The organism is Pseudoalteromonas spongiae UST010723-006 (genome assembly GCF_000238255.3).
In the GTDB taxonomy this organism is placed as follows: Bacteria; Pseudomonadota; Gammaproteobacteria; order Enterobacterales; family Alteromonadaceae; genus Pseudoalteromonas; species Pseudoalteromonas spongiae.
Genome location: NZ_CP011039.1, coordinates 808,568 through 829,141, shown reverse-complemented (window position 1 = coordinate 829,141; position 20,574 = coordinate 808,568). Strand labels below are relative to the sequence as shown.

General features: G+C 40.9%; 20 protein-coding genes and 1 tRNA gene. 5 read left to right on the top strand and 16 right to left on the bottom strand.

Annotation, left to right across the window (positions count from 1 at the left end):
• Positions 1-25: 25 nt before the first annotated feature.
• From flgA to flgN, 3 genes are all read left to right on the top strand, one after another.
• On the top strand, positions 26-742 hold the full coding sequence (flgA, locus tag PSPO_RS03875; protein ID WP_010560743.1) for a flagellar basal body P-ring formation chaperone FlgA: 717 nt from the start codon (positions 26-28) through the stop codon (positions 740-742).
• A 131-nt stretch (positions 743-873) separates the two neighbouring features.
• A complete protein-coding gene (gene flgM / locus PSPO_RS03870) occupies positions 874-1,194 on the top strand; it encodes a flagellar biosynthesis anti-sigma factor FlgM (protein ID WP_010560744.1) in 321 nt (106 codons plus the stop codon).
• 3 nt (positions 1,195-1,197) lie between these two features.
• Positions 1,198-1,611 carry a flagellar protein FlgN gene (gene flgN, locus PSPO_RS03865; RefSeq protein WP_010560745.1) on the top strand — a complete coding sequence of 138 codons (414 nt, stop codon included), beginning with the start codon at positions 1,198-1,200 and terminating at the stop codon, positions 1,609-1,611.
• Between the two features lie 28 nt (positions 1,612-1,639).
• Here flgN and PSPO_RS03860 read toward each other — a convergent pair whose 3' ends face one another.
• On the bottom strand, positions 1,640-2,107 hold the full coding sequence (locus tag PSPO_RS03860; protein WP_010560746.1) for an LPP20 family lipoprotein: 468 nt from the start codon (positions 2,105-2,107) through the stop codon (positions 1,640-1,642).
• Between the two features lie 111 nt (positions 2,108-2,218).
• Between PSPO_RS03860 and PSPO_RS03855 the strand changes: the two genes are divergently transcribed.
• Positions 2,219-3,367 (top strand): flagellar assembly protein T N-terminal domain-containing protein, encoded by a 1,149-nt coding sequence (locus PSPO_RS03855; protein WP_010560747.1) that lies wholly within the window; start codon positions 2,219-2,221, stop codon positions 3,365-3,367.
• A 186-nt stretch (positions 3,368-3,553) separates the two neighbouring features.
• Here PSPO_RS03855 and PSPO_RS03850 read toward each other — a convergent pair.
• From PSPO_RS03850 to rppH, 10 genes are all read right to left on the bottom strand, one after another.
• Positions 3,554-3,630, bottom strand: a tRNA-Arg gene (locus tag PSPO_RS03850).
• Between the two features lie 80 nt (positions 3,631-3,710).
• Complete coding sequence (locus PSPO_RS03845) at positions 3,711-4,271, bottom strand: FlgO family outer membrane protein (RefSeq protein ID WP_010560748.1); 561 nt, start codon at positions 4,269-4,271, stop codon at positions 3,711-3,713.
• Positions 4,272-4,281: 10 nt separating this feature from the next.
• Positions 4,282-4,923 (bottom strand): FlgO family outer membrane protein, encoded by a 642-nt coding sequence (locus PSPO_RS03840; RefSeq protein WP_082428491.1) that lies wholly within the window; start codon positions 4,921-4,923, stop codon positions 4,282-4,284.
• An 11-nt stretch (positions 4,924-4,934) separates the two neighbouring features.
• Positions 4,935-5,534 carry a FlgO family outer membrane protein gene (locus tag PSPO_RS03835; RefSeq protein ID WP_010560750.1) on the bottom strand — a complete coding sequence of 200 codons (600 nt, stop codon included), beginning with the start codon at positions 5,532-5,534 and terminating at the stop codon, positions 4,935-4,937.
• A gap of 88 nt (positions 5,535-5,622) precedes the next feature.
• A complete protein-coding gene (gene galU, locus PSPO_RS03830; RefSeq protein ID WP_010560751.1) occupies positions 5,623-6,501 on the bottom strand; it encodes a UTP--glucose-1-phosphate uridylyltransferase GalU in 879 nt (292 codons plus the stop codon).
• A 24-nt stretch (positions 6,502-6,525) separates the two neighbouring features.
• Positions 6,526-7,377, bottom strand: a complete 852-nt coding sequence (locus PSPO_RS03825) for a thymidylate synthase (protein WP_010560752.1) — start codon at positions 7,375-7,377, stop codon at positions 6,526-6,528.
• Positions 7,374-8,165 carry a prolipoprotein diacylglyceryl transferase gene (lgt, locus tag PSPO_RS03820; protein WP_010560753.1) on the bottom strand — a complete coding sequence of 264 codons (792 nt, stop codon included), beginning with the start codon at positions 8,163-8,165 and terminating at the stop codon, positions 7,374-7,376. Before lgt ends, PSPO_RS03825 begins: the two co-directional genes overlap by 4 nt.
• A gap of 19 nt (positions 8,166-8,184) precedes the next feature.
• Positions 8,185-8,988, bottom strand: coding sequence for a sulfite exporter TauE/SafE family protein (locus PSPO_RS03815; RefSeq protein ID WP_010560754.1), 804 nt, complete (start codon positions 8,986-8,988; stop codon positions 8,185-8,187).
• 14 nt (positions 8,989-9,002) lie between these two features.
• Positions 9,003-11,279 (bottom strand): phosphoenolpyruvate--protein phosphotransferase, encoded by a 2,277-nt coding sequence (gene ptsP, locus PSPO_RS03810; protein WP_010560755.1) that lies wholly within the window; start codon positions 11,277-11,279, stop codon positions 9,003-9,005.
• Positions 11,280-11,293: 14 nt separating this feature from the next.
• Positions 11,294-11,803, bottom strand: a complete 510-nt coding sequence (gene rppH, locus PSPO_RS03805) for an RNA pyrophosphohydrolase (RefSeq protein ID WP_010560756.1) — start codon at positions 11,801-11,803, stop codon at positions 11,294-11,296.
• 421 nt (positions 11,804-12,224) lie between these two features.
• On the opposite strand from rppH, the gene mutH reads away from it, so the two are divergent.
• Entirely contained in the window at positions 12,225-12,902 is a 678-nt protein-coding gene (gene mutH, locus PSPO_RS03800) for a DNA mismatch repair endonuclease MutH (protein ID WP_010560757.1), read from the top strand.
• 194 nt (positions 12,903-13,096) lie between these two features.
• Here the strand turns inward: mutH and eno are convergent, their stop codons facing one another.
• From eno to rlmD, 5 genes are all read right to left on the bottom strand, one after another.
• On the bottom strand, positions 13,097-14,389 hold the full coding sequence (eno, locus tag PSPO_RS03795; protein WP_010560758.1) for a phosphopyruvate hydratase: 1,293 nt from the start codon (positions 14,387-14,389) through the stop codon (positions 13,097-13,099).
• A gap of 105 nt (positions 14,390-14,494) precedes the next feature.
• Positions 14,495-16,129, bottom strand: coding sequence for a CTP synthase (locus PSPO_RS03790; RefSeq protein ID WP_010560759.1), 1,635 nt, complete (start codon positions 16,127-16,129; stop codon positions 14,495-14,497).
• Between the two features lie 105 nt (positions 16,130-16,234).
• Positions 16,235-17,026 (bottom strand): nucleoside triphosphate pyrophosphohydrolase, encoded by a 792-nt coding sequence (gene mazG, locus PSPO_RS03785; RefSeq protein WP_010560760.1) that lies wholly within the window; start codon positions 17,024-17,026, stop codon positions 16,235-16,237.
• A complete protein-coding gene (relA, locus tag PSPO_RS03780) occupies positions 17,026-19,212 on the bottom strand; it encodes a GTP diphosphokinase (RefSeq protein WP_010560761.1) in 2,187 nt (728 codons plus the stop codon). The genes mazG and relA overlap by 1 nt, the downstream gene beginning before the upstream one ends.
• Positions 19,213-19,217: 5 nt before the next feature.
• A complete protein-coding gene (gene rlmD / locus PSPO_RS03775; protein ID WP_010560762.1) occupies positions 19,218-20,540 on the bottom strand; it encodes a 23S rRNA (uracil(1939)-C(5))-methyltransferase RlmD in 1,323 nt (440 codons plus the stop codon).
• Between the last annotated feature and the right edge of the window lie 34 nt (positions 20,541-20,574).

Below are 20,574 nucleotides of genomic sequence, written 5' to 3'. Positions count from 1 at the left end.
ACCCATAAAGCATAGTCGAAACATTATGAGTTTGTTTAAAAAAAATCTTTATTTCTTTATTTTAATACAAATTGCTGCGCTTGCTATGACTTCACTCAAAGCAAAGGTTTACAGTAAGTTAGAATTGCAGCAAATCGCAATAGATTATGTTGCCGATAACAAACAACCCAACTCTAACCAACACCCTAATTCGCAGTTGTCGATTACGGCGTTACCGCTCGACACTCGTATTAAAACGCGAACATGTCAGCGCGAGTTGCAAGTAAGTGCCGCAAATCCTATCAATACTAATCGGCAATCTACTATAAAAATTAAGTGTTTAGACCAAAATAATTGGCAAGTTTTTGTGCATGTAAAGCAATTAGAGCTCGTTGAAGTGATTACGGCAGCAAAAGGGATCAGTAAAGGGCAACGAATTACCGCAAAACATTTAACCAGCAAGCAAGTTGCAAAACACTTAACGCGTTCGAATCAATTTAAATCGAGTACTAACTTAATAGGTAGCCGCAGTAAACGAAATGTTCGTGCGGGACAAACTATCAACTACAATTATATTTGTACTATTTGTAAAGGCGATAAAATTACTATTTTGGCAAGCTTTAAAGGCATGACAATTAAAACACAAGGTGAAGCGCTTGAAGATGGACGCATAGGCGACAACATTAGTATTCGCAATGTAAAATCTAAAAAGAAAATTCAGGCAAGAGTTTTAAACACTGAGCTGGTAATAGTCACAATTTAGCGCTGTACTCTAGTAGAAATTTCAGGTTAAATAAGAGGTTACAAATTTAATAAAAATAGTGCATTTTTTATTAAAGGTTGTACCCGAGATGCCGATACATAAGATGTGAAATCTTAGTAGAGAGAACTGTCATGGTTAATCAAATAAATCAAGGCTCAAACAGCCAAGCAAACGTCAGGCTTGAAAGCTCTAAGCAGCAAGCGTCTGAAACTGCTAATAAACAAGTGCAAGTGAATACTGCTACTGCAAAGGCAACTAGCGATTCAGTGAGCATTACACCGCAAGCTCAACAGCTTAAAAAGCTAAATGAAAAAGCGGAGCAATCATCAGGTATTGATGAGAAAAAAGTAAACGAGCTTAAAAAAGCGATCGCTAACGGCGAATACAAAATTGATGCAGAGAAGCTTGCTGAAAACATCAATAAGCTTGAATTTAAACTTTTCGGTCGATAGTTTATGAATCTAGAACAGATATTAGCGCAACAACTTGATGAGTTGAATACTATGGCTGACATCCTAAAGCAGGAATTAGAAGCTATAGTTGCGCGCGATCATGAATCGTTGATATCTGTTGTTGAAAGCAAAGTTGCATCGTTGCAGTCCATTCAGCAACGTGACCAACACATTGCCAAATTAATCGATCAAGACGGTATTGATAAAGCTGAATATCAGCCAACAATCAACCAAATTAATCAGGTATTAGCTGACTGCAAAAAACAGAATGATGTGAATCAAGTAGCAGCAAATCAAAGCCAGATTGCTTCACAAAAATTAAAGAATATCCTATTTGGTAAAAGTCATACCGGATATGACAAAACGGGCAAATCTTTCTCTCTACCTAACCCGATTGCTCGCGGGCTAAAAGCGTAATTTGAATTTACTAATAAAAAGTAACCTGCTAGTAGTAGGTTACTTTTTTAACGTTTCTTGGTTTAGTTTGACCAATATATAAGTCATGTACCAATTTCATATCTAGCTCAACTTCTGTTGCATACGTATCACCCACAGCGTAGCTTTTTGTTACTTTCGCACCACGTACAACACCTTGTACACGTACTTTCAAAGTATCATTACTAGCGATAAGGCCTTTAACGCTCGTTTGCGCGTCAACTTTTTGTCCGTAGACTTGTTCCGCGAGCTCACGATAAGCCTCAAGCTTTGATGCCTTCATTGCCATAATCGATTTTTGCTCTGTTGTTGTACCGGGTTGCAAACTGATCGGTGCATACCCTACCGCATACAGCACCGGGTAGTTATCTGGTGTTTGGTATTCATATTCAATATGTTTATCAAACAGTTGGCTACAGCCACCTAATAAATATAAGCTCGTTATCAGAGTTGATGTTTTGAAAATTGATTTCAACATATTGCCACCATACAAATGCATATTACATTTGAATTAGCAATTTTCGCGCCACTGTATGGTTTGGTACAGAAATTGAATATACAGACTAAGGTTTAAATTGAGAGCTGCGCTATGCGACATCTAGTATTACTTCTTTTTATTGTGAGCTTTTCGTCTCATGCAATTTGGTATGAATCAACCGGTCAAGCCAAAATACGCAACGGTAATGTTGAACAAGCTCGAATGATGGCAACCGAAAATGCTATTCAGCAAGCTCTACTTTTTTCAGGTGCGCAAGTTACTAGTCTACAGCAAGTGGTAAATGGCATTTGGCAAACACCAAGTACCCAAGTTTACTCTCATGGAGCAATCGATCAGATTGAAGTAATTGATGAAATTCAATCAGACAACACGCTCTCAATTACACTAAGACTTGATATTTTAGATAATAGCGAGACTTGCCAAAATTCATCGATTAAAAAGAATGTAGCTTTAACAAGAACCGGTTTCAAAACTCCGAGCCATGCAACTTATGGTCAAATTTTTGAATTACCAAAAGCATACAGCGAAAAGCTCGTAAAACATTTGTATCAGTTTACCCATTTATTCAACACAAAAGCCGATATTAACCGTAAGCTTAATACCAAAAACCTGTTCACCGCGCATTTTGATGCCAACTCAAGCGCGCTTATTCAACAAATTGCCGACCAAAATAACAGTCAGTTTGTCTGGATATCGCAAATAGAAGACTTATCTCTTGGTGAGCAACAGAGTTCATCGTTAGCATTTTGGCAAAATAAAGCTTATGAACGTTTTTTCTCGATCAATACGGCGCTATACAATGGCTTAACTGGCGAACTGCTGAAACAAACACACTACGATACATTTGCCACCTGGCAAACCAAAAAAACAGCCCGTATCGATGTGAACAGTGAAAAATTTTGGACCATGCCTTATGGACAAGCAATATCAGATATCAACTTAAAGCTTGGCCAAGATTTAGCAAGCTATCTTGCCTGTATTCCAGCGCAAGCACGTATTTTAAGCGTCGATCACGATACCGTGATCATTAGCCTTGGCGCTGAGAATAATCTAGTGAAAGGACAAAAGCTGCAAATTGCACTGCGCAAAGGGTTTAATCAAAAGCAGCTTATTATTAATACTGATTACCAGTTGAGAGTCACTCAGGTAAATCAAAACACCGCAATTGCCCAAGTGATAGGCGACAAACTCCTGGCAAACGTACAAATTGGTGATTTGGTTACGTTAGCAAGCTTCTAAGGAGCTAGAGCCAAGAGAAGCTTAGCATTTAGTATTAATGACCAATAACTCGGGTTAACCGCGTAACGCTCAAGAAATACTTTAATCACATTGCTACATAACAATAAAAGATAGCTCGATTTAAAGATTATTTAATGACGTTCAAATAACAATTAAAAAGGCGGGTTAAAACTTAATAGCCGTTAATGGCGTTCCCGGCAGGAGTCGAACCTGCGACCCTTCGCTTAGGAGGCGAATGCTCTATCCAACTGAGCTACGAGAACAATATCATTTATTCAAGATTATCAAAGAGTAAAAAGAGAAAGCAAGCCACTTATAGGAAACAAAAGTTTACCTTTGCGTGCTATTCATCAAATGCAACACTGTATGGGATTGTGTATTTGGCACTGGCTATTATACGCTGGTCACTCAAGCTAGTAATGCGAGAGTTAATCACCACACCGTTACTTTTATATAGTAACGTACCACTTAACACGGCATTTATAACACCTTGAGAGTTTAGTTGCTTAACATCACGAGAATAGGTGTAATCACCATTACCATCTATGCGAACAACTGGCATGACTTTATGATCTACTACATTTAAACCATATGCCTGAACTTCTGTCAGCATCGATTCAGCAAGTTGATTTCCAAATCGACTTGCATACTGTAGGTTATCATCTAAATCGACAAATGATGTTACGGCTAAGCGAACCAGTTCTGGCTCTGCATCAAGGTTGGCCATCAATTTCATTGCGATTTGTTCCGCATATTCATCAAGCAAATAGTCATTAATTGGTGCAATTCGATTCGCTGGTTGATGTTGTGCAACAGGATACACTTTTTTCTGTTCTTGAGATTGTTGCACTGTAGTTTGACAACCAGAAGCAAGTATTGCTACTCCCGCAATTAAATGTTTCATAAATACTGCCCTAACCTTTTCGTAACGGAATACCATCGTTGTTTTTGGTATTTTGCAGTGACTTTATCGCATAATCTGGCACGAGCCCTTGCGCTGACGCCACGACTGCTTTTGATTTTATGCCAATGATTCGTGCATTGACTAAATACCCCTTCTGATGCTTCGTTAGGGTACCTGATAACACATAATCTATTGGTAAATCCGAACGCAACTCCATGTAGTCCCGACTAAAAATATAGTCTCCTTCCGTACTCACTCGGAAAAAATCAGTGGTCTTGTAATCCAAAACAGGTAAACCTAGCTTATGAATTTCATGAATAAAACTTTCAGCAATCTGATTACCAACTAAATTAGTTTTTTGTAAATCACTATCAAGCAATACGAAACTAGTCACAGCAATTGGGGTGCTTTGGTTAACGTATTTAACATTATCCGCAAGTTGATGCATTAATCCTCGCACATAATGGTTAATATTTTTAATTTCTTTAACCGTCCCCTTATTCGCCATAAACGAATCTGCACTGTAAGCTTGAAAGCGACTATCTACTTGCTCTGTTGTTTCGTCACTAGCTGCAACCGTTGTATTGTTACCCAATGTAGTACATCCAACCACAACAGCAGCTATTGAAGCGACTCCGATTGATTTAACCATGCGAACCTTCATTAGTATGTACTCCTATAAAGTTTTCCATCACGTAACGATATCTTGCTTTGCTGCCAATTAACGTTAGCTGGGAACATTTCGGTTGCTGCCGAAACAACCCGTTTATCAGATAAGTCTATTAATCTTGCACTCACTAAAAAGCCCGTTTCAATCTTGCTGATTGTACCTGTTAAAAAATAATCAACAGCCAAGTTATCAGACAACTGTGATTTGTCGCGTGTCAGCATAATGTCTTGGGTATCGGCAATTGTGATATATTCTGAAGTTTTAAATTCTATAACGCTTGCACCAACTTGCGTAAAAAGTGTCTGTAGACTTGCCTGAACTTGATTGCCAAGGGTCATCAATTGCGGGTCTTGTTTATCTTTGAGATCTTGCTCCGGCAAGAAGGTTCCCACTGCAATGCGATTATCTGCATTTAACTTAGGCATGGTATCAAACATAGTTACGGCAAGCTGCTTTGCAAAGCTATGCACATTTCGTTCAGATACATTGGTTTGATTAAATACTTTAGCTTCAATTGGTTGTGTGATTACAGGCTCACTTGAGCAACCCAACAGTACAAGGCTAGTAAAACCAATGCAAAAAATTTGTTTCATTTGTGACACCTTCAAACACATTGACATCACAAAAATAAAGCAAAAAAAATGCCACTTTGAAGTGGCATTCTCAAAAAGCATTGAAAAACTAAAGTAACGACTGAATATGCGCCTTTAATTCATCTTTAAGGTCATCACGACGCAGTGCATATTCAATATTAGCTTTCATATAGCCAAGCTTTGAGCCACAGTCGTGGCTTTTACCTTTCATGTAGTAGGCATCGACTTGCTGCTCTTTCATTTGCATTGCAATGGCATCGGTAAGTTGAATCTCATTTCCAGCGCCCAATGGCGTTTTCTTAAGGAGCGGCCAAATGGATTTATCTAAAACGTAACGCCCTACCACAGCAAGATTAGAAGGCGCTTCATCGCGCTTTGGCTTTTCAACAATATTTTTGATTGCTGTACTGCCACCAGGTAGTAGTTCATTGCCGTTAATATTCACAATACCAAATTTATCGACGTCTTCATCAGCAACCTTTTCAACCATTATTTGACTGTGGCCAGTTTCATTGAAACGGGTAATCATGTCGGCAAGATTATCTTTATTTAAGTCGCAGCTCGCGTTATCTAAAATTACATCAGGTAACACCACGACAAACGGCGCATCGCCGACAATTGGTCTGGCACACTCAACAGCGTGCCCTAACCCCTTTGCTTCACCTTGGCGTACGTGAATAATCGTTACATCTTTTGGACAAATCGCCTGAACTTCTTCAAGTAATTGACGTTTAACACGGCGCTCTAACGTCGCTTCCAACTCAAAGCTCGTATCAAAGTGGTTTTCAATCGAGTTTTTACTCGAGTGCGTTACCAATACGATTTCTTTGATGCCAGCTGCGGCAACTTCTTCAACAATGTATTGAATTAATGGTCTGTCGACGATCGGAAGCATTTCTTTTGGAATAGCTTTGGTTGCTGGCAACATACGTGTGCCTAAGCCTGCTACAGGAATGACTGCTTTCATTATTATTCTCTTCCTTAATTGTAGTTATACGGCAAATGGGTATTTAATCGCCTCGTGATATTGATAGCCTTCCACCGTAAAATCATCGGTAGTCACCCATGTTTCAATATCTTCTAGCGTTTTAATATTTGGGTTAATGGTTAAGCTTGGTGATTCAAACGGCTCGCGTTTTAGCTGCACATCACGCATTAACTCAAGTTGGTTTTCATAAATATGGGCATTTACAATTTTATGGTACGCCTTACCCGCTTTTAATCCGCAGATTTGTGCCATTAATGCTAATAGTACAAAACACTGAATCTGATTGAAGTTAAGACCAAGCGGCACATCACAGCTACGCTGGTAAGATGTTAAGTAAAGCGTATCACCTAACAACGAAAAGGTATGAGTATGCATACATGGACGTAAACAGCCCATATCAAACTCACCTGGATTGTAAAAAGTTAAGATTTCGGCGCGATCATCAACGCCATTTTTAAGGTTATCAACAATTTTTTTCAGCTGATCAAGCGTTGTACCATCAGGCTTTTGCCAAGCACGCCCTTGCACACCATAAACACGGCCCATATCATCTTCACCTTTACGGTGCGGATTGTTTAGCCACGCACTATTTTCATTCGCATTGGCGTTCCAGGTATTACAACCAATTGCTCTAAATTGTGCGGCGTTATCGTAGCCACGTAAATAACCCAATAACTCGGCAATCGCCGCTTTATAAAAGCTTTTACGTGTCGTAATTAATGGGAATTTGTTGTTGGCAACATCGTACTCTAAATCAGCATTTACCACCGTTAAACAACGAATTCCCGTACGTTTATTTTCTACCCAATGGCCTTCATCAACAATACGCTGACATAACTCTAAATACTGTTTCATGCGTTACACTCTTTTTGTTGGCGTTTTACAGCCCAGAACATTAAACCAAGGCCAGCTAAAATCATTGGAAGCGACAAAATTTGCCCCTGCGAAATAATACCGCCATACAGGCCTATATGTGCATCGGGTTCACGGAAATACTCAACAATAAATCTAAAGAAGCCGTAGCCAAATAAGAATAAGCCACCAATAACACCTTCAGGGCGCGGCTTTCTATTTACAAACTGGATGATCGCAAAAAGCACTAAACCTTCTAAAATAGCTTCGTAAAGTTGCGACGGGTGGCGCGCCACAGGGCCACCTGTTGGAAATACCATCGCCCACGGCACATCAGAGGCGCGGCCCCATAACTCACCATTAATAAAGTTACCGATGCGGCCGAAAAACAAACCAAGCGGTACAAGTGGCGCAACAAAGTCACCTACTCCCAACAAGGTTTTATTTTGTTTTTTGGCAAACCAGGCAATCGCCGTTACCACACCTATAACACCACCATGGAACGACATGCCGCCTTCCCAAATTTTAAATAAGTACAGTGGGTTTTCTAAGAAGTAGCTAAATTGATAGAAGAATACATAACCAAAACGGCCGCCTAAAATAACGCCAAGCATACCGTAAAATAATAAGTCACTAGTTTGCTCTTTAGTCCAACCACTATTTGGTTTGCTTGCCGCGCGAGATGCTAAAAATGAAGCCGTTACAAACGCAATCAAATACATCATGCCGTACCAGTGCACTTTTATTGGACCTATCTCAATAAATACTGGATCAATATTTGGAAAATCCACTTATTTCCACCTTTCCTTTTTAACTACTTAACATTCTAATTGCGACAATCACTAACAGTGCCGCAAAAATACGTTTTATTATTTTTACTGGTAAATACTGCGCCGCTTTTGCGCCAAACTGTGCAAAAAACGCCGACGTTAATACAATTCCGATTAATGCGGGTAAATAAACGAAACCAATAAAGCCTTCGCTTACATCATGGTATTGCAAACCTAAGCTAATATAACCGACTACGCCAAAAGTAGCGATTAAAATGCCACTCAATGCCGCACAACCGATGGCTTTTCGCATATCGAGTTTAAAATGCGTTAAAAATGGCACTAATAACGCACCACCACCGATGCCCACCATGCCAGACACCGCGCCAATAACACTGGTTCCTAGGGTTAAAATACTGCCGTGAGGCAATGCTGATTGTGCTTTTGGTTGATGCGGTAAAATCATCCGTAGTGCGATAAAAATTACGCAGCTGGCAAAAATCAACTGTAGCGTATCGTTACTAATACCTGTGGCAATCACGCCACTTAATAATGCACCAACTGATACACCAACTAATACCCAAGGGGCTATTTTCCATGGAATATTTTGATTTTTATGATGTGCGTAAGCGGAGCTTGAAGAGGTAAATATAATCGATGCCAGCGATGTAGCGATAGCAACGACCATGGCTTGATCGGCTGGCACTAAATTTAGCGCGAGTAACAGGTAGCTCAACACAGGTACAATAATTAATCCACCACCAATACCAAGCAGTCCAGCCAAAAATCCAACTAAGCAGCCAAGCGCCATACAACTAAAAAAAACTATCGAAATATCAGACATGAACAACCTAGGTTTTAGTGGACTGCGCTAGTATACAGAATTTGGCTTAATTTGTGATGAATTATAAATTCCCTTAATAACCGATGCACTTGTTTTGCGTTTTTTGCCGCCAAACAGGTTACTAACAGCTGTTCCATGTCGCTGGCGTTTAAGCGTCGTAATACGTATTTCACTTTATTAATCGCACTTGGACTCATACTTAAATCACGATAACCCATAGCCACTAACAACAACGCGCCTTCAGGGTCGGCAGCCAGCTCACCACACAAACTAAACGGTAACTGATAATCGATACATTGAATGGCAATATCGTTAAGTACGCGCAGTATTGCGGGGTGATAACTATCAAATAAATTTGCTACCCGCGCGTTAGTTCTATCTACCGCCAGCATATATTGCGTTAAGTCATTACTTCCCACCGAGCAAAAATCAACGCACTTAGCCCACTCAGGTAATAAATAAACACTCGAAGGTACCTCAAGCATAATACCGACTTGCGGCATTTCTAACTTTCCTTGCTCAGGAAGCCACTCATCTTGCAACTCAAAAAAGGCTTGTTGAATAAGGCGCTTTGATGACTCCACCTCATTGACGTCAGCCACCATAGGCAACATAATTTTTAAATTACCAAGCCCCATATTGGCTTTCAGCATGGCTTTTACTTGCTCTAAAAACAGTTCAGGGTGATCTAAACTAATACGAATACCACGCCACCCTAAAAATGGGTTTTCTTCCGAGAAACTAAAATAGCTTAAGCACTTGTCACCACCAATATCCAAGGTACGCATGGTCACCGGCGACGGGTGATAGGCAGCTAGTATCTCACGATACCAGGCTTCTTGTTCTGCCAAACTTGGAAATGTATTTTGTTGCATAAACCAGGCTTCGGTACGGTATAAACCTATGCCATCCAAATATTTGGCATTTATCAGATCATTTGAAACTTCAAGCCCAGTATTGGCATATAAGCTTATTTCTTCCCCATCAAGCGTAACCGCCTCAAGCTGATACTCGGCATCAAACGCATCGTGTAAACGCGCATCTTCTCGCTTTAACTTAGCATATTCGCTTATAAGCGCTTTGGTAGGCGAAATATAAACACGGCCAGCATACGCATCTAAAATTAAAAACTTATCTGCCACATGGGAAATCGGTAAGCCAGATAACCCCCAAATTGCGGGAATACCCATTGCACGCGTCAAAATAGACGCATGTGAGTTCGCCGCCCCACTGATGCTCACTACCCCTGCTAACATCTCTCTTGGGATTTCCGCAAGCATGGTAGGCGTTATGGTATCGGCGACCAAAATAATTGGCGCATCAAAATGATGCTTTTTATATTCGCTATTAAGTAAATGATGTAATACGCGAATACCAATATCTTGAATATCAATGGTGCGCTCACGAATGTAGGTATCTTGCATTGCCATAAATTGAGCAACCAAGCCTTCAATCACTAACTTTAATGCACTTTTAGCACACCAGCCTTCATAAATTTTAGCTTCGACTTGGTCGCCTAAACTCTTTGCTTCAAGCAGTTGTTCATAAACGGTAAACACCGCCAACGTTTCTTGACCAAGATCGCTATCAAGTTGCGCGGCCATGCGGCGAAACTCTTTACGCGTGGTAATGACCGCGTGATGGAAAAGTCGAATTTGTTCGCTATGAGCGTCGCATTTCATCAACTCTAATTGACTAAAATCGATACTTGGCGCCATCACATAGGCTTTACCAAGTGCGATGCCTGGGGCTGAGCTTAATCCTTTTAAACAGGTAGTCTTTTGCTCAGATTCACTAAATTCGAGTAAATGCTGGATTTCCGCATTCGCTAACTGCGCTGCCAATTGAGCTGATAAGGTAACTAAAAAAGACTCTTCATCTTGGCTGAATACTCTTGCAAGTTGTTGCTGCACCACAATAACACCGAGGATCTTGCCTTGATGCACAATCGGTACTGCTAAAAACGCGTTATAGTTTTCTTCGTCAACTTCAGGTGCAAGTTTGAATCTTGGGTGGGATTTTGCAAAAGCAAGGTTGATGGCTTCTTCGCGCTGGGCAACTAACCCAACTAAACCTTCGGTGAAACCAATTCTGAATTCACCAACCGCTTTAGGGTTAAGACCATCTGTTGCCATCAAAACAAATGCGTCTTGTGCGTAATCAGCAAAATAGACCGAGCAGCACTGTGTTTTCATAGTGCTTTTTACACTTGAAACAAAACACTCAAGCGCCGCTTTCAAATTACTTTGCTGCGACACTTTTTGTGCGATTTCTCGTAATGCTGTTAGCACAGTTACCTCATTAATTAGCGCCTGTTCCGCCAGCCTTGGTCTTTTTTATGAAATGGCATTGCATGAGGTGCAAACTCTTTCATAACGCGGCGGTAAACGTCTCGTTTAAACGAAACAACTTGGCGTACTGGATACCAGTAACTGACCCAGCGCCAATCATCAAATTCAGGATGATTGGTTTTAGACAAATCAACGTCTTCATCGGGACAGCGTAATTTAAGTAAAAACCACTTTTGCTTTTGACCAATACACACTGGACTTGAATCTCGGCGAATTAAACGCTTTGGTAACTTATAACGTAACCAGTGTTTAGAGCTTGCAATGATTTCAACGTCTTCGGGTTTTAATCCAACTTCCTCATTCAGTTCTCGGTACATGGTTTGCTCGGCAGTTTCACCTTGGTCAACTCCACCTTGTGGAAATTGCCACGAGTGTTGACCATAACGTCTAGCCCAAAATACCTGTCCCTGATTATTACAAATAACTATTCCAACGTTGGCACGGAACCCTTCGGCATCTATCACCCGCATGTGCCTCTTTTAATTCTTAATATAGCTCGATTGTTCCATAATCCGTATCTAACAGCAAATGAAAAACCAGCATATACTCAGGTTACCCACAAGTTGTGAATAAAACTAAAAATAAACGCACATTTCTCAAACAAATCCACAATCACCTCTTCAAAAAGCACACTTCTCCACAGATTCTGTGGATAACATTGTTTATATTTGTGTATTTAGTGCATAAATACAGCAGAACAGTTGGTAAAACCGCAACACCATAAAAAATATTTCTTTATATATCAGTTAATTAAGCGAGTTAAACACAATAAAATAGGCACACTCAAAATACAGTGCATTTTATAACCAAATAAAACAATCCTTTAAGGTTATCCGTAATCGGTAAATTTGCTAAACTGCGATTTTAATTTATCGCGCTTACTGTATGAATAAACCCTTACCACCTGCTAGCACCTCTGAACTTATGACGCGCGTTAACGATATCGCTGGTTTAACGTTAGGAGAAGTAGCAGCAAGCTATGCATTCAACACACCGGAAAACTTATTAAGAGAAAAAGGCTGGATAGGCCAACTTATTGAATATGTGTTGGGCGCGACCGCAGCTTCAAAACCTGAACCTGACTTTGAGCATTTAGGTATAGAGCTTAAAACATTACCCATTTCATACAGTGGCAAACCGTTAGAAACAACTTATGTCTCAATTACACCGCTTACCAATTTACACGGTGTAACGTGGCAAAACTCAGTTGTGAAAAAAAAGCTGTCGCATGTTTTATGGTTACCGATTTTATCAGAGCGCGACCTGGCACCAACAGACCGCATTATTGGCAATGGATTTTTATGGCAACCAAGTGCGTTGCAAGAGGCACAGCTTAAAAAAGACTGGGAAGAACTGACCGAGATGATTGCGCTTGGCAACATTGAACAGATTAACGGTCATTTTGGTCAAGTACTGCAACTGCGCCCAAAAGCAGCCAATAGCAAAGCCCTTACCCAAGCAATTGGACCTGACGGCAAGGAAATTATGACTTTGCCACGGGGGTATTATTTAAAAACAGAATTTACCCGGCAAATATTAGCCGAACAGTTTGGTGCTGGGTAAAAAAGCGTTTAGAGTTCAAGATTAAGAGAGAAAACCTGAAACCTGAAACCTGAAATCTGAAACCTGAAATCTGAAATCTGAAACCTGAAATCTGAAATCTGAAACCTGAAATCTGAAATCTGAAATCTGAAATCTGCAAAATAAAAAACCGCTGCAAAACAGCGGTTTTTTATTTAGCTAAAATTAAGTGTCAATTACTGACCTTTAATTTCGCTACGACCATTGTAAATCGCTTTTTCAGCTAGCTTTTCTTCGATACGAAGAAGTTGGTTGTACTTAGCAACACGGTCAGAACGACACAGTGAACCAGTCTTAATTTGGCCTGCCGCAGTACCCACAGCTAAATCAGCAATAGTTGCATCTTCAGTTTCACCTGAACGGTGTGAGATAACTGCTGTAAAGCCAGCTTCGTGCGCCATTTGAATTGCTTCAAGTGTTTCAGTAAGTGAACCAATTTGGTTGAACTTGATTAAGATTGAGTTACCAATCTTTTCATCAATACCACGCTTTAAGATCTTCGTATTAGTTACGAATAAATCGTCACCAACTAGCTGTACTTTGTCGCCGATCTTATCTGTTAGTACTTTCCAACCTGCCCAGTCACTTTCGTCTAAGCCATCTTCAATTGACACAATTGGGTAACGTGCAGAAAGATCCGCTAGGAAGTCAGCAAAACCTTCTGAATCGAATACTTTACCTTCACCTTTCAGGTCGTACTTGCCGTCTGTGTAGAATTCAGATGAAGCACAGTCTAGCGCAAGCGTTACATCTTCATTCATTTTGTAGCCGGCAGCTTCAACCGCTTCAACAATTACAGCAAGCGCTTCTTCGTTAGATGATAAGTTAGGTGCAAAACCACCTTCATCACCAACAGCTGTGTTTAGGCCACGTGCACTCAGTACTTTCTTCAGGCTGTGGAAGATTTCTGCACCCATGCGAAGTGCTTCTTTAAAGTTAGGTGCGCCTACTGGCTGAACCATAAACTCTTGAATGTCTACGTTGTTATCCGCATGCTCACCACCGTTGATGATGTTCATCATAGGTACTGGCATTGAGAACTTACCCGGCGTACCGTTTAGTTCTGCGATGTGTTCGAATAACTCTTGGCCTTTGTCTTGTGCTGCTGCTTTAGCGTTTGCTAGAGAAACAGCTAGAATCGCGTTCGCGCCCAGTTTTTCTTTGTTTTCTGTGCCATCAAGATCAATCATGATGCCATCAATGTCTTTTTGCTGGTGAGAGTTTTTGCCGATTAAAGCGTCAGCGATTGGACCATTGATGAAATTCACCGCATTTAAAACACCTTTACCTAAGTAACGGCTCTTGTCACCATCACGAAGTTCTAGTGCTTCGCGGGTACCCGTTGATGCGCCTGATGGTGCACATGCACGACCCCAAATGCCGTTTGCTAAATGTACTTCAGCTTCAACAGTTGGGTTACCACGTGAATCCATTACTTCACGACCAATGACTTTTACGATTTCAGACATCTTATATCCTCTTTCCCATAAAGGTTGTTGTGCTAAGCCTGCGAAGGGTTCAAAATCACAGGCAGTTAAAATAAAAAAGCCGCGACACAGGTCACGGCTTAGTAATTAATTTTCGTCTTTTTGTTGCGCGTATGCTGCACCCACGAAGCCTTCAAATAAACGATGGCCATCGCGAGGTCCTGAGGTAAACTCAGGGTGGAACTGAGCTGCTACAAACCACGGGTGGTTCGGATGCTCAATCATTTCTACTAGCTTCTTATCTTCTGATAAGCCAGAGAACACCAAGCCAGCTTTCTCAAGTTGTTCTACGTAGTGGTTATTCACTTCATATCTGTGACGGTGACGTTCGAAAATTTCTGGCGCGCCGTATACTTCACGCGCTTTAGTGCCTTCAACTAAGTGACACTTTTGCGAACCTAAACGCATTGTCCCGCCAAGGTCAGACTCTTCAGAACGTTGTTCAACGTTACCTTCTTTATCTAGCCACTCAGTAATTAAGCCAATTACTTTATGTTCAGCGTCTGCATCGAATTCTGATGAATTTGCGCCTTCAAGGCCAGCTACATTTCGTGCAAATTCAATTAATGCAACCTGCATACCTAAACAGATACCTAGGTATGGTACTTTGTTTTCACGTGCGTATTGTGCAGTTAAAATCTTACCTTCAACACCACGACCACCAAAACCACCCGGTACTAAGATACCGTCAAGACCCGCAAGCATCTCAACGCCTTTTGTTTCAACGTCTTGTGAGTCTACATACTTAATATTAACCGTTACGCGGTTTTTAAGGCCTGCATGCTTAAGTGCTTCGTTAACTGATTTGTAGGCATCTGGCAATTCAATGTATTTACCAACCATACCAATCGTTACTTCACCGTTTGGATTAGACTCTTGATATAAAACTTGTTCCCACTCTGAAAGATCCGCTTCAGGTCTTTCAATGTGGAAACGACGACATACTAAATCGTCAAGACCTTGCGATTTAAGCAACGCAGGAATTTTATAAATGCTGTCGACATCTTTTAATGAAATAACGGCTTTTTCTTCAACGTTAGTGAATAACGCAATCTTCGCACGCTCATTCGCAGGAATTTGGCGATCTGAACGACAAATAAGAATATCAGGCTGAATACCAATCGAACGTAACTCTTTTACTGAGTGTTGTGTTGGTTTTGTTTTCACTTCGCCCGCAGCACCAAGGAAAGGCACTAGTGTTAAGTGCATATATAGTGCAGCTTCACGGCCAAGCTCTGTACCAAGTTGACGTAATGCTTCAAGGAAAGGTTGTGATTCAATATCGCCTACCGTGCCACCAACTTCAACGATAGCAACATCATAACCTTCTGCACCATCCAGTACACGGCGTTTGATATCGTTTGTAATATGTGGAATAACTTGAATAGTTGCGCCAAGGAATTCACCACGACGCTCACGACGTAATACGTCTTCAAATACACGACCCTGCGTAAAGTTGTTACGCTTGGTCATTTTGGTGCGAATAAAACGCTCATAGTGACCTAAGTCTAGGTCAGTTTCAGCACCGTCTTCAGTAACAAATACTTCACCGTGCTGAATAGGGCTCATAGTGCCAGGATCAACATTAATGTAAGGATCAAGCTTTAGAATCGTTACGTTTAGACCGCGCGCTTCTAAAATTGCAGCCAATGATGCTGCAGCAATACCTTTACCCAAGGAGGAAACGACCCCGCCTGTAACGAAGATAAATTTTGTATTCATGTGAACCCTAAGATGTCAGGAATTAATAGACAATATTGCCGTTAAAGGCAATCAACAAGACGGGAAAACATTATACTAAAAGTTGCCATTTTGCTCAAATGAAATTTACGCTTTCTCAAGCTTTTTAACACGCAGCCAAACCGCTTCCATTTCTTCTAGGCTTGCATCTTTCATTGGTTTTGACTTGGTAATGGTTAATTCAACCGAATTAAAACGCCTAACAAACTTATTATTAGCGTTACGCAGCACCTGCTCAGCGTTAAACCCTGAATGGCGAATTACATTTACCAAAGCAAACAGTAAATCCCCCAACTCTTCAGCTAACTTTTCATCTGGCCCGTGTGATTCTAACTCTTCGCGTACTTCTTGAAACTCTTCTTCTACTTTATCAAGCGCGCCTTTGACTGATGGCCAATCAAAGCCAACACTGGCAACACGTTTTTGAATTTTTTGCGCGCGAGTCAGCGCTGGTAATCCATGTGGAATATCATCGAGGGTATTCGTTTTTGACTTTTGTTTACGCTCAGCCGCTTTTTGTTCTTCCCAATTTGCTTTTAACTGCGCTTCAGAAAACACCTCTTCATTGGCAAATACATGAGGGTGGCGGCGCACTAATTTATCGCAAATGGCCGCAACAATATCGTCAAAGTTAAATAACTGCTGCTCTTTGCCAAGTTGGGCATAAAAGATAATTTGAAACAATAAATCACCCAACTCATCTTTAAGTTCAAGCAAATCCTCTCGCTCAATGCAATCGGCTACTTCATAGGCCTCTTCAAGAGTGTGCGGCACAATTGAGGCAAAATCTTGTTGCAAGTCCCAAGGGCAACCTCCATCGGGGTCACGCAGTTTGCTCATTATATTAAGCAGAATTTCAATATTATGGCTTTGACTCATTAGGTTCTTACCGCCGAAAAAACGCCATCAACTTGCGATAGCTTAACTAACAGTTTATTCATCTGCTCAATATTGTTGATTTCAATCTTCATTTCAAAAATCGCGGTTTGACGCGCATTATTGGTTTGCAGATTCATATTCAGCACATTGGTTTTCTCATTAGCAAGCACTGACGAGATATCACGCATTAACCCTTGGCGATCGTTTGCTTCAATGCGAATCGTTACCGCATAGTGTTCACACACTTCATCGGCCCAGCTTACATCAATAAAACGCTCTGGAAATTGGCTTCGTAAATGCTCTAACTGCTCACAGTCACTACGATGCACTGCAATGCCGCGCCCTTGAGTTATAAAACCTTGTACGCTATCGCCCGGCACTGGTTCACAACACTTGGCAACATGGCTTAATAAACTGCCTACACCATCAACAACAATACCGTTTTTATCGCCTTTGCGCGGTTTTGCTGATTTACGGAACTTGGGTAACTCATCATCTTGCGGTAGATGTTTATTTTGTAAAAAGTTAATCAGCTGGTTTATGCGCACATCCGCAGCACCAACCGCAACTTGTAAATCTTCTATCGAATTCAAGTTAAAACGCGTCAATGCAGGTTTTAAGTCTTTGGTTTGCAAACTCAGTTTAGCAAGTTCCGCATCCAAAATTTCTTTACCAGCGGCAAGATTTTTATCGCGGTCTTGTTGCTTAAACCAGTGATGAATTTTAGAACGTGCGCGAGACGATTTGACATAGCCCAATGATGGGTTTAGCCAGTCACGACTTGGATTAGGTTCTTTCTGCGTAAGAATTTCAACTTGGTCACCAGTGTGAAGCTCATGAGTAAACGGCACAATTTTGCCGAACACTTTTGCACCGATACAGCGGTGTCCAACATTCGAGTGAATGTAATAAGCAAAATCAAGTGGTGTCGCGCCCTTTGGTAAGTCGAGAATATCGCCGCGCGGCGTAAATACATATACACGGTCTTCCACAACTTGGTTTTTAAGCTCTTCAGCAAACTCTTCGTCGTCGACAACTTCTTCTTGCCACTGTAGTAACTTTCTTAACCAACTGATTTTTTGTTCGTAACCTGAGTTTTTACCCGGCAATGAACCCTCTTTATAAAGCCAGTGTGCGGCAACCCCAAGCTCTGCATCTTGGTGCATCGCTTGGGTGCGAATTTGAATTTCAACAGTTTTGCCTTCGGGTCCAAATACAACCGTGTGAATAGATTGGTAACCATTCGCTTTTGGTGTAGCAATGTAATCATCAAACTCTTTATTGAGATGACGCCAGTTAGTGTGCACAATACCTAGCGCTGCATAGCAATCTTGTAATTCGTTAACCACTACGCGCATGGCGCGAATATCAAAGAGCTGATCAAACTCATAATTTTTGTTTTGCATCTTTTTATAGATGCTGTAAATGTGTTTCGGTCGACCGTAAACTTCAGCTTCAATGCCTGATTCAGCAAGCTTAGCTTTTACTAATGCCACCATATTGCTCATGTAACTTTCACGAGCAATGCGCTTATCATCGAGTAATTTAGCGATTTCCTTGTATTTTTCTGGATGAAGGTAACGCAGTGAAAGATCTTCAAGCTCCCACTTTAATTGACCAATACCCAAACGGTTCGCCAGTGGTGCAAAGATGTTGTCCGTTTCTTTGGCGGCAATTACCCGCTCTTCTTCAGAGGCGTTTTTTAGTTCGCGCAATAAACACACTTGCTGCGCGAGTTTTATTACCACAGCGCGCACATCTTCCACCATTGCCAATAGCATACGGCGAATATTATCAATTTGCGTACTGCCTTTGCCCTGGAAGCTTAGCGCACCGAGCGCCGCCATTTGTTCAACACCTTTTAAAAGCTCTACAACTGATCGTGAAAAATGTTTGCTTAAGTGTTCTTTATCGAGCTTGCCGTTTAAATAAAGCGGCGTTAGAAATGCGGTTAACAGGGTTTCAGCATCCATATTAAGCTCTGCGAGAATTTCGACAATTTCTTTGCTAGCAGGCAAACTGGTTTCAAATTCGTCGTCTAATTTTTTTTGCTCGCAATATGCTAGGCAATAATCATAAGCACGCTCAAGCTGCTGTTGCTTATCGTCGCTTAAGGCCAACATCTCTAACCAAGCTTGAAAGCTCTCTAGATTAGCAAGTAAGTGCGATTGCCTAATGGATACCATGTTTATTAATTCTCCTTTTCAAACAACGCCATCGTTTCAATATGGGACGTATTAGGAAACATATTCATCAATGAAATTTTACTCACCTTAAAGCCCGCGTTAGTTAAAAGCTTGCTGTCACGTGCCATGGTTACTGGATCACATGCAACGTAAAGTATACGAGAAAAACGCTTTAATTTAAGTTGAGTTAGAATATCAAACGCCCCCATACGCGATGGGTCTAGCAATAGTACCGAATACTCACGATTAAACCAGTCTTGCGACTTAATATTTTCAGTTAAATCTTGGCAATAAAAATCGATATTGTTTAGCTGGTTATGTGCTGCGTTGTGTTTGGCAAGCTCAATTGCCGAAGCGACCCCTTCTACCCCAACAACAGTATTCGATTGTGTTGCAAGTGGTAAGGTAAAATTACCCACACCGCAGAATAAGTCGAGTACATTATCTTGTTTAGTGAGGTTCAGCCACGTAAGTGCCTGTTTAATCATGGCTTGATTAACCTCGGCATTGACTTGAATAAAGTTATCAAAACCAAAAAACAAGGTTAATTGATAATCATCCAACTGGTAGTAAGGTAATTCATCGCCTGTAAAAGTACCTTTTTCACTATTTAGCACCAACTGCCAATCATTTTCATGGCAAATACGCTGGAGCTTTGCAATATCGCTATCTTTTAGCGGCTTAGTGTGGCGCACAATTAAATAGTTACCGCTTTGCACCGAACACAATTGCAAATGTGAAATCGCATCACCCGCCTTCAACTCTGGGAGCAAGTTACGTATTTCGGTAAAAACCGATTGCCAAGGTTTAACGAGCACGTCGCAGCGTTCGATATTAATGATTTTCTTTGATTGCTTTTGTCTGTAGCCAACCAAAAAGTTATCTTTTTGCTTATCGTAAATCACCGCAATACGGCCACTACGACGATAATGAGTCGGGTTGCTTGCTAGCGCATCACACCAAGGTAAATTAATGACCTCGGCGAATTTTTCAAACAATTTAGTTACTGCGGCCTGTTTTTCAATAACTTGCTGAGCAACTTCTAAATGCTGTAATTGGCAACCGCCACATTGATCGTAATGTTGGCAAAATGGCGCAACGCGATACTCACTTGGCGTAATCACTTTTACGGTTTGGTATTTTTCGAACTTACTTTTATTCGCCAATTGTTTAGCTAAAACAGTTTCGCCTGTTATTGCCCCTTCAACAAATGCCACTTTTTTATTGCTACGCGTTACACCTAGCCCTTCATGGTTCATTGAGTCGATGCTTAATGTTTGTTTCTCTGCTGAAAGTTGCTTTTTTTGCGGTTTAAAAAACCTTGCCACTGTGATTACCCTATAAATTGTTTGCCTAATATCG

Coding starts and splice junctions, on each gene's coding strand:
- eno (WP_010560758.1), bottom strand. CDS start 14,389: ATGTCTGAAATCGTAAAAGTCATTGGTCGTGAAGTAATGGATTCACGT.
- PSPO_RS03840 (WP_082428491.1), bottom strand. CDS start 4,923: ATGGTTAAATCAATCGGAGTCGCTTCAATAGCTGCTGTTGTGGTTGGA.
- galU (WP_010560751.1), bottom strand. CDS start 6,501: ATGAAAGCAGTCATTCCTGTAGCAGGCTTAGGCACACGTATGTTGCCA.
- PSPO_RS03845 (WP_010560748.1), bottom strand. CDS start 4,271: ATGAAACATTTAATTGCGGGAGTAGCAATACTTGCTTCTGGTTGTCAA.
- PSPO_RS03790 (WP_010560759.1), bottom strand. CDS start 16,129: ATGAATACAAAATTTATCTTCGTTACAGGCGGGGTCGTTTCCTCCTTG.
- flgM (WP_010560744.1), top strand. CDS start 874: ATGGTTAATCAAATAAATCAAGGCTCAAACAGCCAAGCAAACGTCAGG.
- flgA (WP_010560743.1), top strand. CDS start 26: ATGAGTTTGTTTAAAAAAAATCTTTATTTCTTTATTTTAATACAAATT.
- relA (WP_010560761.1), bottom strand. CDS start 19,212: ATGGTATCCATTAGGCAATCGCACTTACTTGCTAATCTAGAGAGCTTT.
- PSPO_RS03835 (WP_010560750.1), bottom strand. CDS start 5,534: ATGAAACAAATTTTTTGCATTGGTTTTACTAGCCTTGTACTGTTGGGT.
- flgN (WP_010560745.1), top strand. CDS start 1,198: ATGAATCTAGAACAGATATTAGCGCAACAACTTGATGAGTTGAATACT.
- PSPO_RS03825 (WP_010560752.1), bottom strand. CDS start 7,377: ATGAAACAGTATTTAGAGTTATGTCAGCGTATTGTTGATGAAGGCCAT.
- PSPO_RS03860 (WP_010560746.1), bottom strand. CDS start 2,107: ATGTTGAAATCAATTTTCAAAACATCAACTCTGATAACGAGCTTATAT.
- mazG (WP_010560760.1), bottom strand. CDS start 17,026: ATGAGTCAAAGCCATAATATTGAAATTCTGCTTAATATAATGAGCAAA.
- mutH (WP_010560757.1), top strand. CDS start 12,225: ATGAATAAACCCTTACCACCTGCTAGCACCTCTGAACTTATGACGCGC.
- PSPO_RS03855 (WP_010560747.1), top strand. CDS start 2,219: ATGCGACATCTAGTATTACTTCTTTTTATTGTGAGCTTTTCGTCTCAT.
- PSPO_RS03815 (WP_010560754.1), bottom strand. CDS start 8,988: ATGTCTGATATTTCGATAGTTTTTTTTAGTTGTATGGCGCTTGGCTGC.